This window comes from Hirschia maritima DSM 19733, assembly GCF_000378345.1.
Classification (GTDB): Bacteria; Pseudomonadota; Alphaproteobacteria; order Caulobacterales; family Hyphomonadaceae; genus Hirschia; species Hirschia maritima.
Genome location: NZ_KB899551.1, coordinates 1 through 24,470, shown reverse-complemented (window position 1 = coordinate 24,470; position 24,470 = coordinate 1). Strand labels below are relative to the sequence as shown.

Here is a 24,470-nt window from a genome sequence, read left to right as displayed (position 1 = left end):
GTGCTTTCTACATATGACAAATCTGGTTCGTGGTGTGCATCAAGAGGGGTTGGCACACAAATCAAAATCGCATCCGCATCTGAAAGGTCTAATGCACTTGATGTTGCTCGAAACAACTTCTTGTCCAACATCACCTGAACACGCTCATCTGCGATATGTTTCATGCCAGATTTACCAGCATTTAATTCGGCAGCTCGCGTCTCATTGATATCATAACCAATGATCGACACCCCCTGCCTGACATAAGCTTCAGCTAGAGGCAGACCAACATATCCAAGCCCAACAATCCCAACGACTAAACCTTTATTTGCAGCTTTGTCTTGAAAGCTTTTAACCACTGTATCCAACATTACTTTACACCCTAACTAGGCCCCTAATTTACAGCTTCAATAACCGCTTCAATGATTTGATTTTGTACATCCTCTTCCAGATAAGGATGCATTGGCAGACTTATAATTTTATCCAAACACGCTTCAGTTTGCGGAAGTCCCGAACTCACAACTGGAAAATGTTTATAAGCAGATTGGCCATGCACTGGATTTGGATAATAGCGCGCCGTTGGAATGCCTTTTTCCTTCAATTGCGTCGCTAATCTCAGCCAATCCGAAACCTCAATCGTATACTGTGCCCAAGTCGAAATTCCGCCTTCCAAAACAGTTGGAACGCGCTCAACCTGATTGTGCAGAGCATTGTGATATTTTTGAGCTACGGCATTTCGTTTCTCAATTTCATCTGCAAAGACAGACAATTTGGGTAACAGTATTGCAGCCTGCATTGTATCTAAACGTGAATTCATTCCTATACGAACATTGTCGTACTTGTGTTCACCTTTGCCGTGAATACGTAATGAATCGACTGTCTCGCAGATCTGATCATCATTTGTCAGCACCGCGCCGCCATCTCCATAACAACCAAGCGGTTTCGCAGGAAAGAAGCTTGTCGTTGTGATATCAGCCCAGTTTAACGGATGGTTTCCATCTATAGTGCTTCCAAACCCCTGCGCGGAATCTGCAATAAGCTTTAGACCTTCAGCCTGAGCCACTTGCGATAGCAAACGATAGTCCGCAGCTTGCCCGAAAATATCGACAGCCATGATCGCTTTGGGAGACAGGCCTGCGGTCTCATTGATATCAATGATTGCCTGCTTAAGGCTCTCCACATCCATATTGTATGTGTCTGCACACACATCAACGAAAACAGGAGTAGCGCCAACATTTGCAATGCCTTCTGCAGAGGCACAATAGGTAAATGATGGACAGAAAACCGCGTCGCCTTCACCTACCCCAAGAGCCATGAGGCTCAAGACAAGCGCATCTGTACCATTTGCACACCCAAGAGCATGCTTAGCTTGCCCGAATTCAGCGAGTTGTTTCTCAAATTCTCGGACTTCCGGCCCCATTATAAACGCACCATGCTCCATAACAGCCTGAATTCCGGCATCAATTTGGGACTTAAGCCGCTTTCGTTGCGCTTTAAGGTCTATAAACTGGATGCCCATAACCCAAAATTCCTATTTTCGAAGGAATGGATGCATGTCACCCATAGCTATATTCACCGGTGCGGAACGAATTTTCTCTACAGTTTCAATACAGTGACGTGCTTCTTTAAGTCCAAAACCTCTACCGGCTAAAATTTCACGGTAAGAGATGTTGTGCAGCTCAGTAAATCCTTCAGAAAACTCTAATTCTTCGCCATCAATAGTGATCGAGCGATATGTGGTTTTCTTACCCTTCACGTCCTCAGGAAGATTGTTTGCATCAACAGACAAAAACCAACGTACTCGCGCATTTTCATATTCTAAAAATCCAGCTGCGCTTTCTTCTTCACTTAAATGAACGTGACTGTCCTGAAGACTTCCAAATATGAAGTTCAGCATATCAAAGAAGTGAACACCAATATTAGTCGCTACTCCGAATGATTTACGTGGATCACCCTTCCAACTCTCAGCATACCAGCGACCGCGCGAAGTGATGTATGTTAAGTCCACATCAAACTTCGTGTTTCTTTCTCCAGCGGACTTAACTTTCTCTTGAAGCTTCAAAATAGAGTCATGGTGGCGCAATTGAAGAATATTGCGAACCTGTTTGCCTGTTTGTTCTTCGAGCAATTCTAGAGCGTCTAAATCTTTCACGCTTGGAACAAGCGGCTTTTCACAGATGACATCACACCCAAGACGCAACCCCGCAGCAATATGCGCTCTGTGTATGTAGTTTGGGCTACATACAGCAACATAATCCAGCGCTGTTTTTGGCTCTAATTGTAAATTATTAGCGTGATCATAAAAGCGCTCAAACTCTGTGAAAAATTCACTTGCAGGTGAGATGCTATCGATTATCCCAACACTATCATTTACATCATATGCGACAGATAAATGATTACCTGTCTCTTTTATAGCTTTCATGTGACGCGGTGCTATGTAACCCGAAGCACCGATCAATGCAAAATTCTTCATTTATACCCCCCATCAAACGCTCTCTTCCGCAGGAACACTTGTGGTTTAATTTTTACTAGTCGTGATAATAGTTTTTCTCAGCGTAACCGTAGTAAAGGCTGTCATCATAAGAGACGCGTCCAAGCTTACCTTTCACTACACGGTTCAATACGATCGCTACATTATCTTCGTCAGTTGCCGTATTGATTTGTCGGATAGCCGTCTGAACCGTCTTCTCTTCTGATGATCGAGAACGAATAACCATCAAATTCGTGTCCGCAATGGCAGCTAACCCAAGCGAATCTGCCATGGCCAAAACCGGAGGACCATCAAGAATGATTAAGTCGTAGAACTCTTTCATTTCAACAAGAACCTCGTCCAATTGTTTGGTATCAAGGTTGTAAACTTCTTCACCTTCTTCAGCTTTATAAATAACCGCAGGAATAACAGTCAGTTGGCTGTGGTTATCTTTATATGCAGCTTCTTTCCAAGTACACTCGCCTTTAAGGACATGGACGATACCACGTTCAGCTTTAACACCGGATATTTTCGCAGCCATACGGCGGCGCACATCACAGTCTATTAGAAGCACCTTAAACCCAGCAATCGCTGCAACGCGTCCCAAGCTCAAGCTAAGTGTCGATTTTCCTTCGTTTGGAACTGAAGATGTAATTGAAATCACATGTCCATTTTCCAACGGACGGACCGCACCAATAGAGCTCAAAATCACACGAATGGATTCTGCAAAAGCAGACATAGGTCTGGCAACAGCATAGCCAACAACAGACCGCAGGTCTGGATTTTCAAGATTTGCCAATTCGCGAGTATTCAAATCTGGCACAGATGCAATAGCGCGCTTATTCAGTTTGGACCAAACTGATGACGCCCCGTAGAATTTATCATCCGTAGCTTCAAGAACAACGGCAGCCCCGGCTCCACACACCAACCCCAAGACTGATCCTAATGCGATGAACATAAACAATGAAGGCTTGTTGGAATACAGAGCAGGTACAGCTGCATTCACAATTCTTGCAGGGTCTTCATAAACAACCTTATTGTCAGCAGTCGCACTCAATTCCAAAACGTATCGATCATACTGTGACCGCAGCGTCGCAATTTCACGCTCAATAGAGCCAATTTTTACTTGATCTGTATTACTTCTTCTCAAGTCCAACCTTGCGGATGTAAGATTTTCATTTGAGCTATTCATTCTGGCTTGAGCAGCGTCTCTTTTAGCCTTTAACGTCTCAACAATCGATTCAGCTTCAACTTCCATTCTATTGTTGAGTTGTAAAATCTCTGCATTTTTGGAAATTACATCAGGGTGTTTGTCACCATACTGAGTTGTTAACTCTTTTAGCTCCTGATTTAGAACAACTTGTTGTTGACGCAATTGGTTCAAAACAGCTGTGTTTTCTACCAAACCGCTTGCCAACAAACGATCCCAGCTTCCGTTAGAAGCTACAGCACGGTGATAATCCAAATCACGTTCTTCAAATTCTTGTTTTGCTTCAGCAAATGAATTTTCAGCTCTATTAATTCTCTGCTCGGCTACGCTTGATCCACCGCGTGCAAGAACACCAGAATCAGCGCGCAAACGCGCAAGTTCACGTTCCTTGGCATCTAATGCTTCAGCCAACTCATCTATTCTAGATTGACTTAGCGCGGTGGCCGCTTCTGTATCATTTGAGTAGTTCGATTTTCGCCACGCTAAGTATTTGTCAGAAATGCCGTTTGCCATTTTGACAGCTTCCAACGGTGTTGAAGCAGTAGCACTCACGCTAAGGACATAACTCCTCCCCAAAGGCTCAACAGTAATTCTGGATAACAGGTTCTGAGCAGCTGCATTGATATAAATGTCTAACTCATCATCAGATAAATTAGCTTTGGGTTCGAGCGGATACACCCACCCCGCTTCTTTATGCAGACCAAGGCTCTCAGCCGCTTTCTTGGCAATCAATTCTGACTTAATAATTTGAATTTCAGACTGCAATAATTCTCGGTTCAAAGATTGAGATGAATCCTGATCACCGCTGGCATTCGCCAAAGAAATGGTTGCAGTACTTGTATATGAATCTTTTAATTTAAAGTGATAGAATAGAATTGCCGCCGCGAACACTAGAGCGGCAGTCAAAACTATGACCCAAAGGCGTTTAAAGAAAATGGCTACAACTTCTTCAAGCGAAATAATATCGCTTTCAGTTTGTTCCAAATACAATACCGAAGATGCTGATTTGTTCACTTCTATATCCGCATTCATTTCTAGCTAAATCCCAACCAAATTCTAAAAAGTCAAAACATTTCGCTGAAGGAAAAACCTCAGGATACTCTCCGTCTTCGGATGACATTTTAAGACTTCATTAACAGTTGGGCTAATCAGCACAAAAACAGGCACACTGCAAGCACTGACTCCTCAAAGGTGTTTTTAAAACAAAAACTCAACTTAAACCAGATTTTAACAATAAAACTGAAATAAAATACAACGTCTATACTTTATTATTACGTTTTCTGTATAAATCCTCGTTTATACGAGAATGCATAAAGGCCTGCGATATAGAACATAATCTTATTGATCTCGAAGACATTATAGAACTCAGATTCAACCGTAAATCTGATCAAAGGTAGCAAACACATCAAGATAAAGAATGTCGCTAGTAAATCCTGGTTTTTGATCCATTTTGTCACTGCATTTTTAATAAGAAAGAACATAATGGGCACCAAGATACTTAAGCCCACAATCCCTAAATGAACTAAAATTTCCCATAAGGAATTGTGAAAGGAAAACCGAATAGCTTCATCTTTGCCTTCTTTAATAAGTATATCCTCGGCCAGGGAAGCCCCCAATTGCCAAAAACCTTCAGCTCCCAAACCTAAAATTGGATGTTCTTGAAATATTAGTTTTGCTTGTTCCCAAAGAAACGTCCGTCCAGTGAGCGTTGCATCTTTTCCAACTAAACTAAAGAAATATTCTTGAATCTGTGCGTAATAGGAAAAAACAAATAGTCCGATTAACACCAAAAAAGCCAATCCCATAAAAAATGTTATTGTTCTACCCGATTGAATTTTAGAAACTGTTTTCCAGACGGTTGCCATTGAAACCATTAACATGGTGGCGACTAATGACACTATTAGGCTGGTTGTAGATTCGACAATGATAATTATGTAGAAAATCGGAATAATAAGCATAGCAGAAAAAATCCGTTCATACTTATTGGACTTCCTATCCAGAATGAAAAACAGAACAGCGATTAACAAGATTGTTATCCTATTTGCTAGCATATTCTTTTGATCGAAACCATCAGGCATGTTTGAAGAACTAAGCTCGGGGAAATGTGCAAATACAATCAAGGCAACCGGAATATACCCATAAAATAATGCTCGAATTATCTGACGTGGATGAAGTCTCAATGCAATGTACATGATGATAACAAGGTCAAGCATATGCATTACGCCAAACCTAAGTGCGTCCCCGGAGGGTGACCAAAGCGAAGTCACCATTACCCACAAAGGAAATAGAAACAAAAACCAAAGTTTCATTCCAAATGGGATTAAAAAGTTTCGATAATAAGCACTGCCGGCAAGAAACCCGAGCATACACAAATATCTAACGGGTTGTAATTCAGCCAAGTTCGTCGCGATGGAAAAAAACCAAATAGCAGCGAGAGCAACTTCCCACAGTTCAGCTTTCACCGGTAATTTAACCTTTATCAATCCTTTTCTAGGGATCGAAGCTGTCTCTTTTACAGTGTCATACAACATCAACTTAAACCGTTTTCACCCGTCCTAACGTTAATAGAATTTATTGAAGTTCATTCAAACCAACATCCACATTAATTATTTTATTACAATAACTTATGCAACTAAAATCACGATTGAGAACGATTAATCCCTAACAAGTAAAAAACAAAGACGGTAAATTAATCATATAAACTCAAGTATTTCAGGATTACTATTCTTATCATCGTACGGAAGAAGAAAAGATTTTTGAATACAATCTTTCAAGTAATTCCCCCATTAAAAGAAAATCTTTGATTATTGACGGTTAGCAATGCAGAATATCTCATATTAGCGGACGTTCGGGGGCTCTGTGATGGCATGTAAAATCGTACCAGCAATTTTGTGTGGCGGTAGCGGGACACGTCTTTGGCCATTATCGCGTTCCCATGAACCTAAACAACTTCAAACTTTGTTTGGGGAGCATTCTCTCCTTACTCACACTGCTTTACGTATGAATGCAGTGCCGGGTAGCGAAGCGCCTCTCATCATTTGTTCTCAAGCTTATGCTAATGAAGTCGAAAACCAGCTTCTAGAAAACAATGTCCCTATTAGCGCAATTCTAGAAGAACCCATGGGACGCGATACTGCCGCCGCTGCAGGAATTGCCGCGCATTGGGTGAATGAGAATTTTGGCAAAAATGCTGTGCTCGTGCTTGTCCCTGCCGATCACTTTATTGAAGATCTTGAACACTTTCACACTGCGATTACTGAAGCCGCTCAAACAGCCATCAACGGCTCAATCTGTACCATCGGTGTCTCTCCTGACCGCCCCGAAACGGGTTTCGGATACATAAAACGTGCGGCGAATAAATTAGAAAATTTACCAGCTTATGCTGTTGATAAATTTGTAGAAAAACCGGACCTAGAAACAGCTCAATCTTATCTAGATAGTGGAGATTATGTTTGGAATGCGGGAATTTTCGCAGCTAAAGGCTCGACCTTTCTTACTGAGTTAAAATGTTACGAGCCTGATATTCACGATAAACTCTTGGCCGCCTGCGGCGCTGCGCGTGTTGAAATTTCTGATCAAAACATAGAACATTTACAATATGATCCCCTCCTCTTTTCAGCAATTGAAAAGAAATCAATTGACTATGCCATCATGGAACGCACAGAAAATGCCGCGGTCGTTTCTGCTAAGTTTGGATGGTCCGATGTGGGAAGTTGGGCCTCCGTCCGCGAATTAGGACAGTTGGACAAAGATGGAAACAATCTTTCCGGCGATGTCCGTGTCGTTGATTCTAGCAATTGTCTCGTTCAAGCGGGCGGCCGTGTAGTTGCTCTCATCGGAATGAAAGATGTTGCGGTAATTGATACGCCTGATGCCCTCCTTGTCTGTCATACCGAACATGCACAAAGTGTCAAAAAAGTTCATCAAGCTTTAGAAAAAGATGGCCACACGTCTGCACTGGAACATGGAGCCCGTTCTAAATCTTTTGAGTCACGCGCAAGAGGATGGGCCCGTAATTGGCTTTTCAATCAAGCCCTTCCCCTATGGGCCGATATTGGATTGGACCGCGAATATGGAGGAGCTTATGAAGCCCTCAACTTAGATGGCAAACCCATAACTGAAATGGGACGACGCTTTCGTGTTCAAGCAAGACAAGTCTATGCATTCGCTCAGGCCTATGAATTAGGTTGGAAACAAGGAGCAGATGCCCTTCTTTCTCCTCTAAATTACATGCTGGACCATTGCTGGCTAGATACTGGCGGATGGGGTCATGTCTTCAATCGCGATGGTACGGTCATAGACAATAGAATAGATACATATGATCAAGCATTTGCTCTTCTCGGTCTGGGATGGGCATACAAAGTTACCGGTGAAAAACGCGTTCTAAAAGCCGCCAACAAAACCAAAGAATTTCTATTCAACCAACTGCGCCACCCAATTATTGGTTTTGTAGAGGGGCTTCCTTCATCAACGCCTCGTCGTGCCAATCCCCACATGCATTTATTTGAAACAGCCATGCATTGGATGGAACTGTTTGATGATAAACAAATGGCAGACCTAGCCGACGAAATCTTCGAAATTTATACTCAGCGCTTCTGTGTGGACGGTCTTCTTCGTGAATACTTCCATGAAGATTTGACACCAATTCCAGATCGCGCAAACAAGCGCTATCGCTTTCTCGAACCTGGTCATTTGTTGGAATGGGCATACTTGCTTCGGCGTTATGAAAAACTTACCGGTAAAAAAACTTACACGACTGCTGTTCTTGAAGCTTTTACTGAGGCATATGGAATATCTCCAAACACTGGATTAATTGCCAATCATTGTTTGCCTGACGGATCTTTCCCTGATCAGATCACATCTCGTTTATGGCCTCAAACAGAATTCATTCGTTTAAAACTGTCCCAAAAAAATCCAGTTGATCACCGCAAAGGACTTGAAATGCTTGAACGCACCAAGACCCACTTCCTAACAATGGAAGGTGAACACATGGGTTATTGGCACGATGAAATAAATGCGAAAGGAAAAGTGGTGTCCACCTACTCACCAGCGAGCACATTGTATCATCTTATTGGGGCTTTAATTCCATTAATTCAGAAAATTGAAACTGAATGAATTTCCACGTTAACTCATAAGCTAAAAGTGTCAGTTTTGATTAGATACGCTGTCTAATCATCGTCCGAAATATAATGCACTTCAGATACAAATCTTGGACGACGTACAGAACTTCTTGAAATATCAAAATTACCTTGCGTACCTAAAATCGAGTGTTGCGGACGATACGTGCCCTTAACTTCGATGATTACCAAAGAGTCACCCTCCGCGATCGTCGGTAAGTCGAAGCGAGGTAAATCAGCATCTGTCAGTTTTGCACTTTCATCAGTAGCTTCACTCCACGAAACTGCTCTTAGGACATCAGGATCACCATTATTGGCTTCGGTTGGATTTATAATGCTAGTAACTGAAATTGAGTAGTCAGTTTCCGAGGGCCATTTTGACATCAAGGCGCGACCTGAATTGAATAATGCATCACGTTTATCATCATTCATATCGATAACGCGCGTCGATAAATCCGCCAATGTTACTGCAACAGTGGCTGTTTGATGGGAAGCTCGCATGGCATCATACATTGATACGCCACCAAAGTAGAACGCAATCAAAACAGGCATGATCAGTGCGAATTCCATTGCGACCGCACCGCTATCATCTTTTAAGCGAACAGCCGATTTTACAATATTTTTGATATTTTTGCTCATTAGAACGGCTCATTCATAAATGCTGTTGAAGATCTAATTTCATACCGGCCATCGCCATCTTCATCGAGGGCTAATCCAAATCCCAACCCAGGAACGAGAATATCAGTTTTAAGACATACCCGCAGAAAAATAATTTCAGCTCCCTGCCCTGAATTGTAATTCACCGCTGGGTTAAATGCTTCATCCGCCTCATCACGGCATTGCATATCAGTGTCGGGAGTATCTCCCATATTTTGGATCACCTGCATCTCAACATTGATGTTAGACACACAATTAGTAATCAAAGGGTTTGCCTCACATATCTGTTCTTCCAATGCCAATTTGGTCGGTGCCTTTCCTGTATAAATAAGGCGAGACACATTTGCGACAGAGTTCTCTAGCATGACAGCCTTTGTCATCACCCAGCCAGTTTCAAAAAAGGCAAAAATGAACATGAAAAAAACCGGTGCCAAGAACGCGAATTCTACAGAGGCTATACCTGAGTCGTCTTTTAAAAACTTCTTCAACATTGCATCATTACTCCGTTACACGCAGCGCATTCACTGATGCGGCAATAGAGTTAAAGGCAGATTCAAGATCTAATGTTTCTACATGATAGTATTTACTCAGATCAGAGGCACAATATTTCAACATTTGATCAGGGAGTGAGTTCTCATTAATCTTAAACCCAATTGTATAAACGATTGCTCCGGAAGTTTTGGCTGCATCACACGACTTTTTAAAGTATCCAACAGCCTTCTTCTCTGTGGGTAGCGTGTTTACACCACCTTTACTAACAACAGTCTGCTGGTTTTTGTTGTTCCCAGAATTCCCGCCTCCGAAACCGTCAGCAGCAGTACCTTCATCACGATTAGTGTGAGTGCTGTACTTTCTATAATCTTCGGGACGATATTGAGGTGTAATCCCTCCATCCGTCATTACGACTAAGATTTTGAGAGTTTCTTCGTCATATACCGCCGGACGCGCTTCAAAATCTCCACCGAGTTTTCCCGCCCAATTGGGAGACAGAGCCTTAAGCCCCCACATCGCTCCAATATCCATGCCTGTTCCATCGGACATAGACATACCATTGATATGAGTTTTCAATGCCTCAGTGTTATTTGTATTAAAAACAGCTGCACTGTTGGCTAATGGACACCACGGATTAAATCTATTCCACTTCCAGAAATGCGGGACTTGCGTGTATCCATCATCATGAAGCACACTCTCATCGAAATCATTGTGTGTGTATTCCAAACAATTATCACCATGCCCTGGGAATCTGAATTTACCATCCAGAAGGCTTGAACCTATGTCATAATCATCTTCACTAGGGTTTGGCTCTGCATCACTCATCTCGACGACAAATTCGTCAAATAGTGCAGAACCAATGTTTACTGTCCCTCCAAACGGCACCAAACTAATAGAAGTGTAAGGGTGCGCATCGCCGGAGAGCATTTGATCAACAAAACCAGAAGCCGCAGACTTCAAGTTTGTTAACTTGCTCCCCCGCATCGATGAAGAAATATCCATTACCAGCGAAATTTCAACGTTAGTGATGCTTTGCGTCGCCGCTGAATTTACATCAACGTGAAGCTCATCAATCCCAAACATTCCGAGAAAATATGTATTGATTGTACCTGTGGCATTTGCAGCGATCGTTCGGGAATTTAGTGCCACTTCCTTTTTAGTTAGGTTTACAGAAACACTATCTCGGAAGTTTTTGTATTCAGAGAGATTGGTATCGACAAACTCCTGCAGAATTATTTCTGCATCGCCGCCATTCGACAGGTTTGCTGCTGAGAGAACACCACTATCCAAGGCGGATTGTAGTTCTTGCGTCAACGATGAAGCTCGCATGAAATCAACGCCTGCGCCCAGTGTACCCATCATAGGCACCATGGCCAAAGCCATTGGCAATGCGAGATTCCCTTGTTCATTCCGCCAAAACTTACGTAGCATGGTACTACCCATTCCCTCAAAACATAGAATTGGGTGTTACATTACAAGACAGACATTGAAATCATGCTACTTCACTTAGAAAATTTTATGCTTTATTGAGCAGAATTGATTAAGCATAAAAATCCAATGTTTTTCTTCGACAATTTCAGCGTTAAAATCTGGCTGCATTTTTTTATGCTTAACGCAATTCAAGATAAACTCTCACTTTAACCAAACTCCCCCAACGAAACCGCCAACAAATATAGTAAACGCAATTTTCATTTAAAAATACTTCAAATAAAACAACCCCCTCTTATCTTGACTTCAAGTGATTTTTCAACATTGATACGCACGCAAAAGTTTATTTTGAGGTTGGGGAAAATTAGATGATACAACACCAAATCGCTACTCGCGTTCTGTTTGAAGATGATTTCGCAGACGGAGTTCGCGCCTTTACAGAAGGCAATAACGGAAATTCATCTACAGTTGCAGATGGTGAACTTGCCCTTGTTGGTGGAGCTTGGACACAAGCTGGTTTCAGCCTTAATACCCCTCAGACAGTTGATGCTGAAAACAACATTCTCGAGCTCAGAATTTATAGAGAAGCAGGCAGTGATGGTGTTCTCAGCCTACGAGACAGCGCCTGGAAACAATTTATCCTCAATGAGAACAATAACGAGTTCTGGAGCATTGATGGTGTAACAGGTCATTCCGGTCTAAACGATCTAGACGAAGGCCAATGGCACACCCTACGCATCGATTTAGATGCAATTGGAATGTCATCCTTCCGCATCTTAGGGATTATGGGTAACGCCAACGGAAATGACAGTTTCCAGATTGATGATGTAGCCCTCTATAATGAAGAGTATGGATTGGAAGGGATATCACCTCTTCCTCTAAACGCTCCTCCAGTCGCCAATGATGACATTCTAGACACGACTCAAATAGGTGATGTTTTAGTTTCATCTCAATTTGACGAAGCTAGTTTCCCTGACACTACACTATTATCGAATGGCAACATGGTATTCACTTGGTCAAGCCGTTCTGAAGATGGAACGGCGCGCGATATATGGCATGAGATCAGAGATGCCAATGGACAAGTAATCCAACCTGCGACCACAGTGTCAACATCTTCCAGTTTCCCCTCTCAGAACGTTATCACCACATTAGGAAACGGTAATTATGTAATCGTTTGGACCGAATCTGAATCTCGCCTTCAAAATGCACAAATATTTGATCAAGATGGTAATTCTACGAGTGAAATTTTCTCCATTGATGTACCTCCAACTCTTCAACAAGATCAAAGTTATTCTACATTCCACCCGAAAATAGTTCCAACCAATGATGGTGGGTTTGCTGTAATGTGGGATAGCTATTTTACAACGGCACCTGTTACATACGAATGGAACCTAAATATCAGCACCTATGATGCTGCCGGGCTACAAACTACTCCTAAATGGAGCGTGCATTCGGAAATTGTACACAATAGACCAGGTGCGAGCAGTATTGCTCAATTAGAAAACGGCAACTTTGTCGTTGTGTTTGAGGCCGGAAATCTAAGCGACGTTCAACTCAAACTTTTCACACCGCAAGGTAACTTAATTGAGGATATTTCGGTCGATTTCTCAAATAAAATTGACGATGAACCTACTCTGACAGCACTCTCTGATGGAGGCTTTATTCTATCCTGGCAAGAGCACACTGAGGTCCCTTCATTTGGCAACCACTTTATCATTGCTGCACAAAAATTTTCAGCTAATGGAAATGCAATAGGTAATATCACACCGCTAAGCGAACCAATCCCGCTTAATTTTGAAAATCATCAAATTGTCGCAAGACCTGAAGGTGGTTTTATCGCTGTGTGGAAACTAAAGGAAGCAAACGATCTTCGCGGCCGAATGTTTGATTCAGAACTCGGATATGACAGTTCAGAATTTTTCGTCACTCAAGCTGGTATATATGATACAGACTACGCTACATTCAAAAAATTCTCGGATATTAACCTCCTGGAAGACGGCCGCTTTGTTGTAAGCTGGCTATCAGAAGAAGGAATCGTCGCCCGTTATTATGATGGAAAAGAAACTCCCATCAGCGACAATGCTCCAGGCACTTATGTACCGATAGCAGAAAACAACAGCATAATTCCTCAAGAAGCATTGCTTGGAAATGATGTTGATGCTGACGGCGACCGTCTCACCATCATCAACGTATCAAGCACAACTTATAACATTGGTGCCCGACTTTCGCTAAACGAAGCTGGAGATATTGTTTTTGATCCAAATAGCTCATTCAATCGTCTTGCCGAAGGAGAGGTACTCACCGACCGTTTCGCCTACACAATCTCAGATGGGAAAGGTGGAACTGATACCGCTATAGCGACCATTGAAATCGCTGGCGCAAACGACGCCCCAGTCGTTTCGAATCCAATTGTTGATCAAACAGCGACTGAAACAGAAAGCTTTAACTTCACGCTTCCAGATGATGTATTCTCAGACGTAGATACCTCTGACTCGCTCGAAATCACAGCAGCTCTTGAAGATGGATCTGATCTACCAGATTGGCTTGTCTTTGATGGTACAGCCTTCACAGGAACACCGCCTGAAGGAGCGGAAGGTACGCTCAACGTTCGCATCACTGCGGATGATGGCCACGAGACTGTCTCTGATGTGTTTGAACTTGAGATTGCAGACTATATTGCACCCAACACACCGCCTGTGGCGAATGACCTTGTCATCAAAAACGCCCCTCTTTTGCTCGAAAACCCAGTTTTATATAATGCTGCGCCATCTCTCATCACTCTAAACAATGGCAATGTTGTAGCAGTATGGATGTCTAGCGATAGAGAAGGTAATTCGAATTATTTGTTCGCTAGAATTATAGATCAAGACGGGAAACCAATTGGTCCTGAATTCTTGATTACGAGTGACCTAAGTCCAACCAACATAATAAGCTACCCTTCTGTGACGATGCTAGAGAACGGTGGCTTTGGAACGATTTGGATTTCAGAAACAGGTATCATCACTTTAAGGACGTATGATCAAAACGGTGTCGCTCAACCTGATGAATTCACAATTCCAAATCCGACAGGAGCTGAACTCCATGACGCGAAGCTGGTTTCTATAGACAATGGCGGATTAGCTGTTAGTTGGATTGAGAAAGACGGTGCAGCGGGCGAGGATACGATGTATTCTCAAATCTTTGACACAAATCACGGTCCTATTGGGACCCCATTCCCTGTAACCAGCTCCGCAAATAGTATTATTGGCTCAACTATCATAAACCAGCTTAATAATGGCAACCTAATCTATGGTTGGGATAACCAAACTGAAAGGCAAGAAGAAGACCCACAGATCAAATCTGTGATTTATGATATCAACGGAAACATAGTCGTAGACGAATTTTCTCTGGATCAAAACACGCTCAAGGATCAATATGGTTTACTCATCGAGCCTATTTCTGACTCCACCTTCATGGCAATATGGTCATCACAACGCGGTACAGAATCTAGAGCGATAACGACTATAAGTTCCAGAGTATTCAATAATGATGGTACTGCGGTTTCCGATGAGTTGCACGTAAATGCGGACCAAATTTCTACTTGGGAATCCCTCGGATTTACTCCAACTATAACTACACTTGAGAGCGGAAACATACTGGTTGTTTGGTCTAGTTACTTCACAACTCACATGAGAATACTAGGTCCTGATGGTGAACCTATTACTTCAACGAGAAATTTCGAAGCAGCGTTTCGCAACGAATATCTGCACAATGTGACACCACTTGAAGATGGTGGCTTCATCTTGTCATGGCAATCCAACACAGGTGATGGAAGACTTTCACATTACCAAAAATTTGACGCTGACCTCATTCCTTCCGGCCATGGTAGAATTTCAGAAGACACAACTTCAATCATTGAAAGTAGAGAAATACTATCCAATGACCGAGATGAAGACGATGATATCCTAACAATCACCGACGTCTCGACAAATAGTGCTGCGGGTGCCCTAATCTCTCTGAAAGACAATGGAGATGTTCTATTTGACCCAAACGGCGTATTCGATCACCTCGCAGAAGGTGAAACTACAACTGACACATTCACTTACACCATTTCTGACGGCAATGGCGGAACAGACATTGCGACTGTTACTTTAACAGTTCTTGGAACAAACCAAGGACCTGTTGTTGAAAACGAATTTGCAGATCAATCAGCGACTGAAACAGAAAGCTTTAGCTTCACGCTTCCAGACGATGTATTCTCGGATGTGGATACATCAGACACGCTCGAAATCACCGCAGCTCTTGAAGATGGGTCTGATCTTCCTGACTGGCTTGTCTTTGACGGTTCGACCTTCTCGGGTACACCACCTGAAGGAGCGGAAGGCACACTTAACGTTCGTGTAACTGCGGATGACAGCACTGAGACAGTTTCTGATGTGTTTGAACTAAACATTGTAGCTAACACTCCACCGCCAACAGGCGAAAACCTTCTGATCAATGGATCATTTGAAAACCCAGGCTATAGTGTGGGAACATGGAACATCGCGCAAAGCATTGAAGGATGGACTGCAATAGATGGCGGTGACATGGAAATCTGGAATGATTTTCTTGGTGTTACACCAACTGACGGAAACCAAGTGGCAGAACTAGATGCTTTGTATGAAGTGGATGGCTTCTATCAGGACGTGAAGACAGCTGAAGGTCAGACTTACAATCTTTCTCTTGATGCCCGTCTAAGACCCGACCACCCTCCTGAACTGCAAACTGTTCAAATCCTTTGGAATGGCGAAGTCATTGCCCAGTTCACACCGGAAGCAGATTGGTCAGAGCACACTTTCTCTGTAACCGGTAGCGGTGGAGAAGACCGCCTAACAGTACGCGAACTTGCCAATGAGACAGGAGGAGCAGCCCGCTCTGGTGGTGCTGTTCTAGACAACTTCTCACTTGTCGCAGCGGGTGAACCTGTTGAACCCAATACCCCTCCTGAGGCTGTGGATGATGACTATCCATATGAGGTATTAGAAGATGGCTCAATAAGAGGACCAGCTGAAGTTCTACTGATCAACGACTCTGATATTGATGGTGACACACTATCTATAATATCAGTCGCCGAAATAAGTGCTAGCGGTGCAATCATTGAATATGACGCAACAACAGAAAACCTAACCTACAGAACAAACGGTGTATTCGATTACCTCGCTGAAGGCGAAACAACGACTGACACCTTCACCTACACCATATCTGACGGCAATGGCGGAACTGATACAGCGACCGTAACTGTAACAATCATTGGGTCAAACGACGCGCCTATCGTTTCCAACCCGATTGTGGATCAATCAGCGACTGAAACAGAAAGCTTTAGCTTTACTCTTCCAGATGATGTGTTCTCAGACGTAGATACATCTAACAGACTTGTAATCACAGCGGCCCTTGAAGATGGCTCTGACCTACCAGATTGGCTCACATTTGATGGAACAACTTTCACAGGAACTCCACCTGAAGGAGCTGAAGACACGCTTAATGTTCGTGTAACTACTGACGATAGCACTGAGACAGTTTCTGATGTGTTTGAACTAAACATTGTAGGTAACACACCACCGCCAACAGGTGAAAACCTTCTGATCAATGGATCATTTGAAACCCCAAGCTATGGTGTGGGAACATGGAACATCGCGCAAAGCATTGAAGGATGGACTGCAATAGATGGCGGTGACATGGAAATCTGGAATGATTTTCTTGGTGTTACACCAACTGACGGAAACCAAGTGGCAGAACTAGATGCTTTGTATGAAGTGGATGGCTTCTATCAGGACGTGAAGACAGCTGAAGGTCAGACTTATGATCTTTCTCTTGATGCCCGTTTAAGACCAGACCACCCTGCTGAACTGCAAACTGTTCAAATCCTTTGGAATGGCGAAGTTATCGCCCAATTCTCCCCTGAAGCAGATTGGTCAGAGCACACTTTCTCTGTCATCGGAACCGGTGGAGAAGACCGCCTAACAGTGCGCGAACTTGCCAATGAGACAGGTGGAGCAGCCCGCTCTGGTGGTGCAGTTCTGGACAACTTCTCTCTTGTCGCAACGGGTGAACCTGTTGAGCCAAACACACCGCCTGAGGCTGTGGATGATGAGATTTCAGATTATACAATGGAAGGTCGCATATCTGGCATTACATGGGTGACAAACCACTTCATTCTCAATGACAGTGATGCGAATGGAGATGCACTCACAATCGTTTCAACATCTGACACAACATCAACTGGTGCACTCGTATCAATTAATATCAATGGTATTCATGTCGACAATAGTGATACCTACCGCCAATTATCCGAAGGTGAAACGCTAGAGGACTCATTTACTTACACAATATCTGATGGCGATGGCGGAACTGATACTGCCACAGCGCGTTTCACCGTTATTGGTACAAACGACTCTCCAATTGTGTCTAACCCAATTATCGATCAAGACGCGACTGAGAATGAAGCATTCAGCTTTACACTACCGGATGACATTTTCTCGGACGTTGATACATCGGACACTCTGGAAATCACAGCAACTCTTGAAAATGGCTCTGACCTTCCTGATTGGCTTGTCTTTGATGGCAGCACCTTTACAGGTACGCCGCCTGAAGGAACGGAAGGTTCAATCAATGTCCGCGTAACTGCTGATGATGGCCTTGAGACGGTCTATGATGTGTTTGAGTTGGACATTGCCAATGATACGGCTTTCACAAACCTAGTACCTGATGGATTTGATGATATTCACCCAAATATCACAGTGAAAACAATCACTTCTGAAAACGGAAACGTATTCAACGTAGCTGCTATTTCTGGAGCAATCACGCAGGATTTAACTCTTGAAGAAGGTGTAGGATATTTCCTCGAAGATCAGGTTTTTGTAGGATTTGATGGTGGCCCACAAACGGTTCTAAATTTGGAACCAGGAGCCACTGTGTACGGTGAAGGTGAATTTTCAGGACTTGTCGTTTCACGCGGTTCGCAAATTATGGCGGACGGAGCAACGCTGGATGGTGATGGCAATATCACCTCAATCAATCCAATCGTGTTCTCATCCATTGCCAAACTAGAGCGCGATATGGAACTCATTCCCGGCGGTGAATATGCCTCTGCTGAGTGGATAGGTATCTCTATAAACGGTTACGCTCCAATCAACAAATGTGATGTTGTATCTGGTGCGACTGGTGGAACAGCTGACTGTCAAGACGATGGTGAAGCTTCATCAGGTGTTTTCGGCGGAGATCAACCTGAAGATAATTCAGGAATTCTCCGCGGGGTTCGTGTGGAACATGCAGGCGTCTTCTATGACGAGGCAGATCAATCAAATGGAATATCTTTCCAAGGTGTTGGTTCTGGAACAATTGTCGACTATGTCCAAGTTCACAATAGTGGCGATGACGGGATAGAATTATTCGGTGGCACGGTGAACTTAAGTCATATCGTGATCACTGGCGCTCAAGACGACTCAATTGACTGGACAGATGGCTGGGTTGGGAATGCACAACACCTAATTATCGAACACTCTGATGCATCAGATTATGCTTTTGAAGGTGACAATAGAAGTAGTTCTGCTCCAGATACATTACCGCGGTCTTCGCCTTCAATCTCAAACTTTACCATTATCGGAGAAGACACAAATGGGATGCGCCTTCGAGAAGGTATGGCAGGAGACTTTGTAAATGGGATCATGGTTGATACTAGCTTTGGTATTCGAATAGATGATGCTGGAGATTATAACGGCCAACCAAACGGTACTTTTGAAGAGTTGCTAGAAGGAAATCTTGTTCTATCATCACTCTTCTTTGATACTATCGATGATCGCCCTTTTCGAGCTGCACCTGTGTCTATACAGGATCCATCTTTAACAATTGAATATACAGATGCTGATATAGCAGCTGAAGCCACAAACTATTCCGCTGGAACACCTTCCACGCTTTCTGGCTTTAGTTTCTTCGGAAACTCAGACCACGGCGTTTTACCGGGAGCAAACGAACGAACTGTTCCTGTGTTTGATGTTTCAACACTAGATGCTGACTTCTTTGACGCAGTTGATTACATCGGTGCCGTCAGAGATGAAAATGATACTTGGTATCTGGGGTGGACAACCGATAGTAATGGAGACACCACTACTCTACCTGTATCTCCAACAGTTGAACCAACCCGCGTACTATTTGAAGATGACTTTGCCGATGGTGTGCGTGCGTTCACAGAAGGCAATAACGGGAACTCAGCGACAGTAGCAGGCGGTGAGCTTGCTCTTGTTGGTGGTGCGTGGACACAAGCTGGCTTCAGCTTAAACAGTGTTCAGTCTGTTGATGCTGACAACAACATTCTTGAGTTACAAATCTACAGAGACGCTGGCAGCAATGGTGTCCTTAGCCTACGTGACGCTTCTTGGAGACAGTTTGTTCTAAACGAGAACAATAACCAGTTCTGGAGCGTTGATGGTGAGACCGGCTTCTCGGGTCTAAATGATCTCGAGGAAGGTCAATGGCACACACTTCGTATCGATATGGATGCGATTGGCATGTCCTCATTCCGCATCTTCGGTATTATGGGGAATGCAAATGGGAATGACAGTTTCCAAATTGATGACGTTGCTATCTTTAATGAAGACTACGGCATTGAAGGAGCAACAAACGGTGCTAGCGCAGAATTGCTTTCTGCGGATGAAGATGACGCGTTCATCGTCACAAAATCTTCTGCTCCTGCAGATGCTCAACCTGCTTGGACTGAATATGATGAAAACTCTTACGCTTCCAACGAAGAAAAGAACGATCAATCATCTGAAAACGCGCCAAGCATGGAAATCATTTCCGATGACGATGATGCATTCTACTCACCTACTGTGCAGGATGACTTCCTAATCTAATTGCCTATTGGGTTACCAGCCATTCCAATAATGGCTGGTAACTTCAGATACATTTATCCAATTGCAGCTCAAACGCATATTCTTGCTTTACCATTTCAGCCAAACAGGTATGGAAATTGCTAGTTATGCGGTCACCACATCTGACGTCATGATGTGAATTAAAGACGAATTGGAAATACTATGCAGAGCATTCTTGTTACTGGTGGAGCCGGATATATCGGAAGTCACACATGCTTGGAGCTCATTAAGTCTGGCCGTAAGCCTATTATTTTCGATAATTTTTCTAATGCTAGCTCACGCGCCATTGAAAGAATGGAAGAACTTGCCGGCACTGAGATTGAAGTCGTCAACGGCGACGTACGCAACTACGAACAAGTCAGCAAAGCTATTGAAGATTATAATTGTGAAGCTGTTATACATTTTGCCGGCCTTAAAGCCGTAGGCGAATCTGAAGTCCGCGCTATGGATTATCATGATGTGAATGTTATCGGCACTCATGTCGTTCTACGCGCAATGAAACAAGCCGGAATAGATAAAATCGTATTCAGCTCCAGCGCCACTGTATACGGCGTTCCAAAATTTCTTCCCTATACAGAAGACCACCCTCGCAACGCCACCAGCACCTATGGCCAAACTAAGCTTTCCGTTGAATACATGCTTGAAGATGTACGCCGTTCTGGCGAAATCAAGAATGTAGCGATTTTACGCTATTTCAACCCCATCGGAGCGCACTCAAGTGGCCGTATAGGCGAAGCACCAAATGGTATCCCAAACAACCTTGCGCCATATGTTGTACAGGTCGCATGTGGAAAACGTGATGCTGTGAACATTTGGGGCGACGATTACGATACCCCAGATGGAACAGGTGTGAGAGATTATATCCACGTCGTTGACTTAGCACAGGCCCATCTGGCTGCACTTGATCATTTAGATGCAGGCAAAGGTGCATTCACTGTCAATCTTGGGACTGGTAATGGATCATCAGTGAAAGAAGTGATTGCGGGCTTCGAGAAAGCTTGTGGCAAGTCGATTCCCGTCTCAGTCGGGCCTCGACGCGCGGGTGATATTGCTTGTTTTTACGCAGACCCATCATCAGCTGAAAAATTACTTGGTTGGACCGCAAAGCTAAACATGGATGACATGTGCCGTGATCAATGGCGCTGGCAAGAAAACAATCCCAATGGATATGAAGACTAGCCCTTTTATAGATCGCACATAATTAAAAAATAAAACAAAGAAAACGCCGCTCTGAATTAGATCAAAGCGGCGTTTCAAAATTTTTGATTTTAAAAACTCTATAGAGCTTTTTCTTCAGACCTGTTCAACGCATCAGAAGAAGAAGCAGATACTTTTTGAATGCCACGGAGACCACGGGCTTTAGCTTGTTGAGAGCGAACTGTACGCCAGTCTTCACGTTTTTCAGGCATACGATAGAATATGTGAGTTCCAATTGTTTCTGTGTGGATCAAACTCGTCCGCCAATAAGGAGACACATAATCAGTGTGATAGTGAGTTGCGTTTCCTGTTACAGTTTCATCCTGCAAGCCCATCATAGCAAATGCTGCGACTTCAACAGAGCGGTCCCATGCTTCACCATAAGGTTTACGGCGTAATGAACCATCACATGTAAATGAGAACTGACAACCAGTAACGCGTTTGTGGCCCTGATACACAACATCACACACACTATTTGGGTAATGTTCTGAGGCCACGCGGTTCTGAACCACTTCGGCAACAGCAAGGTGTCCACCAAGTTCTTCGCTGCGGGCTTCGTAATAAATCGCTTCCGCCAGACAAATGTGTTCTAAGCGTTGTTCTTTTACTTCCTCAATCTGCTTACGCGGAGAAAGGTTTGCCAACACATCTATAACCGGATCAATCTTTTCAACGTCAAATGACGCTTTCGTCAGTGTACCAGGCACTATAGTGCTATCTGATGCATAAGAGACCTGCTGACGCCATGGCTTGGAGATATCAATCCCTTCGATATCAATCGTACCATCTTCAGCTTCATTAATGAGTTCAGCTAATTGTGTTGCATGTCCAAGGAAAGCTTCTTCCGATTTTTGAACACTTACATGAGCTGTAATCTGAGGTGCACCATATGCTGCAGCTGCGGCGACACAAGCCACCCCTACTGCACGTTGTTGCATTTGACGCTTTTCTTCAGCCGACATCATCACCAACCAATTCAACGCGCTTTTAACAAACGCTAGAGAATTTATGATTTTACGATAAGTCGATTTCATAAACGTTAACATGATTGTTCCCCCAACAACCGCCTCTTTCAATTCTTAATTATATTAACCAAACTGAGATTAACCCCAAATAACGGCCAATCGAGCCACACATTAACAAGATATTAATGACCCAATTGGGGCTAGATATGTGGTTTTTAATGGTTTTGGCAAGTGCGGGTTACAGTTTATTAACACTTTGCAATAATTTGGTAATGTTTGGTCGAAGACCAGCATACCGGTAAAGACACCCAAATTAGAGTACCCAATTGGTGTAGAAGTTTATTTTCTAAGAAAGAATTGGTTAACGATAAAACCGCTCTGGAACAAATAATTCCAATCTATATATGCCATTTCGCATGGCAGGCATTCACAAAAAAAAGGGCTGATTTGCACCAGCCCTTCTCAATTTCATTGTGTTTATTGCCTTATTCGGTCAATGCCGCATGAGCCGCTGCTAGTCTTGCAACAGGCACACGGTATGGAGAACAAGAGACATAGCTCATGCCTAGGCCGTGACAGAAGGCAATCGATGCCGGGTCACCACCATGCTCACCACAGATACCAATCTTGAGATCAGGCTTGACTGAACGACCACGCTCAGCACCAATTTTGACAAGCTCACCGACACCTTCAATATCAAGTGTGACGAATGGGTCTTTTTCATAAATGCCTTGGCTTTCATAATCACCAAGGAAGCGCGCAGCATCATCACGCGAGATACCCAATGTTGTTTGCGTTAGATCATTCGTCCCAAAGGAGAAGAACTCAGCTTCCTGTGCAATATCATCCGCACGTAGTGCAGCACGTGGCAGCTCAATCATAGTTCCGACAAGGTAATCGATTTTGATATCGCTACTTCCCAGCACTGCATCTGCCATTTTGACAATGCGAGCCCTCATCAATGCCACTTCATCTTTTGTAGCGACAAGTGGGATCATCACTTCAGGAACCGGCGCAACACCCGTTTCTTTTGCAATGTTCACTGCGGCTTCAAAGATTGCGCGCGCCTGCATTTCATAGATCTCTGGGTAAGTGACACCTAAACGACATCCACGATGGCCCAGCATTGGGTTGCTTTCATGTAGCTCGGACGCACGGTGTTTCAGATTATCCAATGACACACCGGATTGATCTGCAACTTCCTGCATTTCTTCATCAGAGTGCGGCATAAATTCGTGTAATGGTGGATCCAATAAACGGATATTGCACGGCTTATCGCCCATAATGCGGAAGATATCTTCAAAGTCTGAACGTTGCATTGGAAGCAATTTCTCAAGAGCCGCTTTACGCCCCTTCTCATCACTCGCCAAAATCATCGCCCGTACAACTGGAATACGGTCTGCATCAAAGAACATGTGCTCTGTGCGACAAAGACCTATGCCTTCAGCGCCAAAGTTTTTCGCAACTTCAACATCAGCAGGTGTTTCAGCATTTGTGCGGATAGACAATGTACGCGCCTTATCGGCCCATTCCATAATGCTACCAAAATCACCAGAAAGATCTGGCTCGATCATGGCAACTTTGCCTTTAAAGACTTCACCTGTAGCACCATCAACAGTCACGATGTCACCGCGCTTTAGCGTCGTGCCAGCAACAGAGACTTCACCAAGCTCTTGATTGATACGCAGAGAACCAGCACCACATACACATGGACGTCCCATACCACGCGCCACAACAGCTGCGTGAGATGTCATCCCACCGCGCGCAGTCACAATCGCTTTAGATGCGTGCATTCCGTGAATATCTTCTGGGCTTGTTTCGATACGAACAAGAATAACATTCTCACCCTTAGCCGCTTCATCAGCAGCCTCATCAGAATCAAACACAATCTTACCGATGGCAGCCCCTGGTGAGGCAGGAAGACCTTTTACAAACACCTGACCGGCAGCCACAGCTTCAGCTTTTGCATCTTGGTCAATCATTGGGTGAAGTAGCTGGTCTAATTGTGCTGGCGCTAAACGCAGCACAGCTTCATTTTCAGTAATGAGGCCTTCTTTACACATCTCAACA

General features: G+C 43.7%; 13 protein-coding genes. 3 read left to right on the top strand and 10 right to left on the bottom strand.

Features of this window, described 5'->3' with window-relative positions; translation table 11 throughout:
• From F551_RS0115875 to F551_RS16905, 5 genes are all read right to left on the bottom strand, one after another.
• Positions 1 to 350: NAD(P)-binding domain-containing protein (locus tag F551_RS0115875; RefSeq protein WP_026296878.1), on the bottom strand; the 350-nt coding region annotated here is incomplete at its 3' end.
• A gap of 23 nt (positions 351 to 373) precedes the next feature.
• Positions 374 to 1,498 (bottom strand): DegT/DnrJ/EryC1/StrS family aminotransferase, encoded by a 1,125-nt coding sequence (locus tag F551_RS0115870; protein ID WP_018998413.1) that lies wholly within the window; start codon positions 1,496 to 1,498, stop codon positions 374 to 376.
• 12 nt (positions 1,499 to 1,510) lie between these two features.
• Positions 1,511 to 2,452: a Gfo/Idh/MocA family protein gene (locus F551_RS0115865; RefSeq protein WP_018998511.1), complete on the bottom strand. Its 942-nt coding sequence runs from the start codon at positions 2,450 to 2,452 to the stop codon at positions 1,511 to 1,513.
• 55 nt (positions 2,453 to 2,507) lie between these two features.
• Complete coding sequence (locus tag F551_RS0115860) at positions 2,508 to 4,691, bottom strand: GumC family protein (protein WP_018998510.1); 2,184 nt, start codon at positions 4,689 to 4,691, stop codon at positions 2,508 to 2,510.
• A 239-nt stretch (positions 4,692 to 4,930) separates the two neighbouring features.
• On the bottom strand, positions 4,931 to 6,190 hold the full coding sequence (locus F551_RS16905) for an O-antigen ligase family protein (RefSeq protein WP_018998509.1): 1,260 nt from the start codon (positions 6,188 to 6,190) through the stop codon (positions 4,931 to 4,933).
• Positions 6,191 to 6,521: 331 nt separating this feature from the next.
• Between F551_RS16905 and F551_RS0115850 the strand changes: the two genes are divergently transcribed.
• Positions 6,522 to 8,774, top strand: a complete 2,253-nt coding sequence (locus F551_RS0115850) for an AGE family epimerase/isomerase (RefSeq protein WP_018998508.1) — start codon at positions 6,522 to 6,524, stop codon at positions 8,772 to 8,774.
• Between the two features lie 53 nt (positions 8,775 to 8,827).
• On the opposite strand, the gene F551_RS0115845 is transcribed toward F551_RS0115850, so the two are convergent.
• From F551_RS0115845 to F551_RS0115835, 3 genes are read right to left on the bottom strand one after another with little or no spacing between them, the layout of a single operon-like run.
• On the bottom strand, positions 8,828 to 9,415 hold the full coding sequence (locus F551_RS0115845; protein WP_018998507.1) for a TadE/TadG family type IV pilus assembly protein: 588 nt from the start codon (positions 9,413 to 9,415) through the stop codon (positions 8,828 to 8,830).
• Positions 9,415 to 9,924, bottom strand: a complete 510-nt coding sequence (locus tag F551_RS17245) for a TadE/TadG family type IV pilus assembly protein (protein ID WP_018998506.1) — start codon at positions 9,922 to 9,924, stop codon at positions 9,415 to 9,417. Before F551_RS17245 ends, F551_RS0115845 begins: the two co-directional genes overlap by 1 nt.
• 7 nt (positions 9,925 to 9,931) lie before the next feature.
• A complete protein-coding gene (locus F551_RS0115835) occupies positions 9,932 to 11,356 on the bottom strand; it encodes a TadE/TadG family type IV pilus assembly protein (RefSeq protein WP_018998505.1) in 1,425 nt (474 codons plus the stop codon).
• Positions 11,357 to 11,721: 365 nt separating this feature from the next.
• On the opposite strand from F551_RS0115835, the gene F551_RS16895 reads away from it, so the two are divergent.
• Entirely contained in the window at positions 11,722 to 20,220 is an 8,499-nt protein-coding gene (locus F551_RS16895; RefSeq protein ID WP_018998504.1) for a putative Ig domain-containing protein, read from the top strand.
• Between the two features lie 180 nt (positions 20,221 to 20,400).
• Positions 20,401 to 21,417 (top strand): UDP-glucose 4-epimerase GalE, encoded by a 1,017-nt coding sequence (gene galE / locus F551_RS0115825; RefSeq protein ID WP_018998503.1) that lies wholly within the window; start codon positions 20,401 to 20,403, stop codon positions 21,415 to 21,417.
• Positions 21,418 to 21,515: 98 nt separating this feature from the next.
• On the opposite strand, the gene F551_RS0115820 is transcribed toward galE, so the two are convergent.
• Positions 21,516 to 22,481, bottom strand: coding sequence for a cell wall hydrolase (locus F551_RS0115820; protein ID WP_018998502.1), 966 nt, complete (start codon positions 22,479 to 22,481; stop codon positions 21,516 to 21,518).
• A gap of 404 nt (positions 22,482 to 22,885) precedes the next feature.
• On the bottom strand, positions 22,886 to 24,470 hold a 1,585-nt coding region (locus F551_RS0115815), incomplete at its 5' end, for a putative PEP-binding protein (RefSeq protein WP_018998501.1).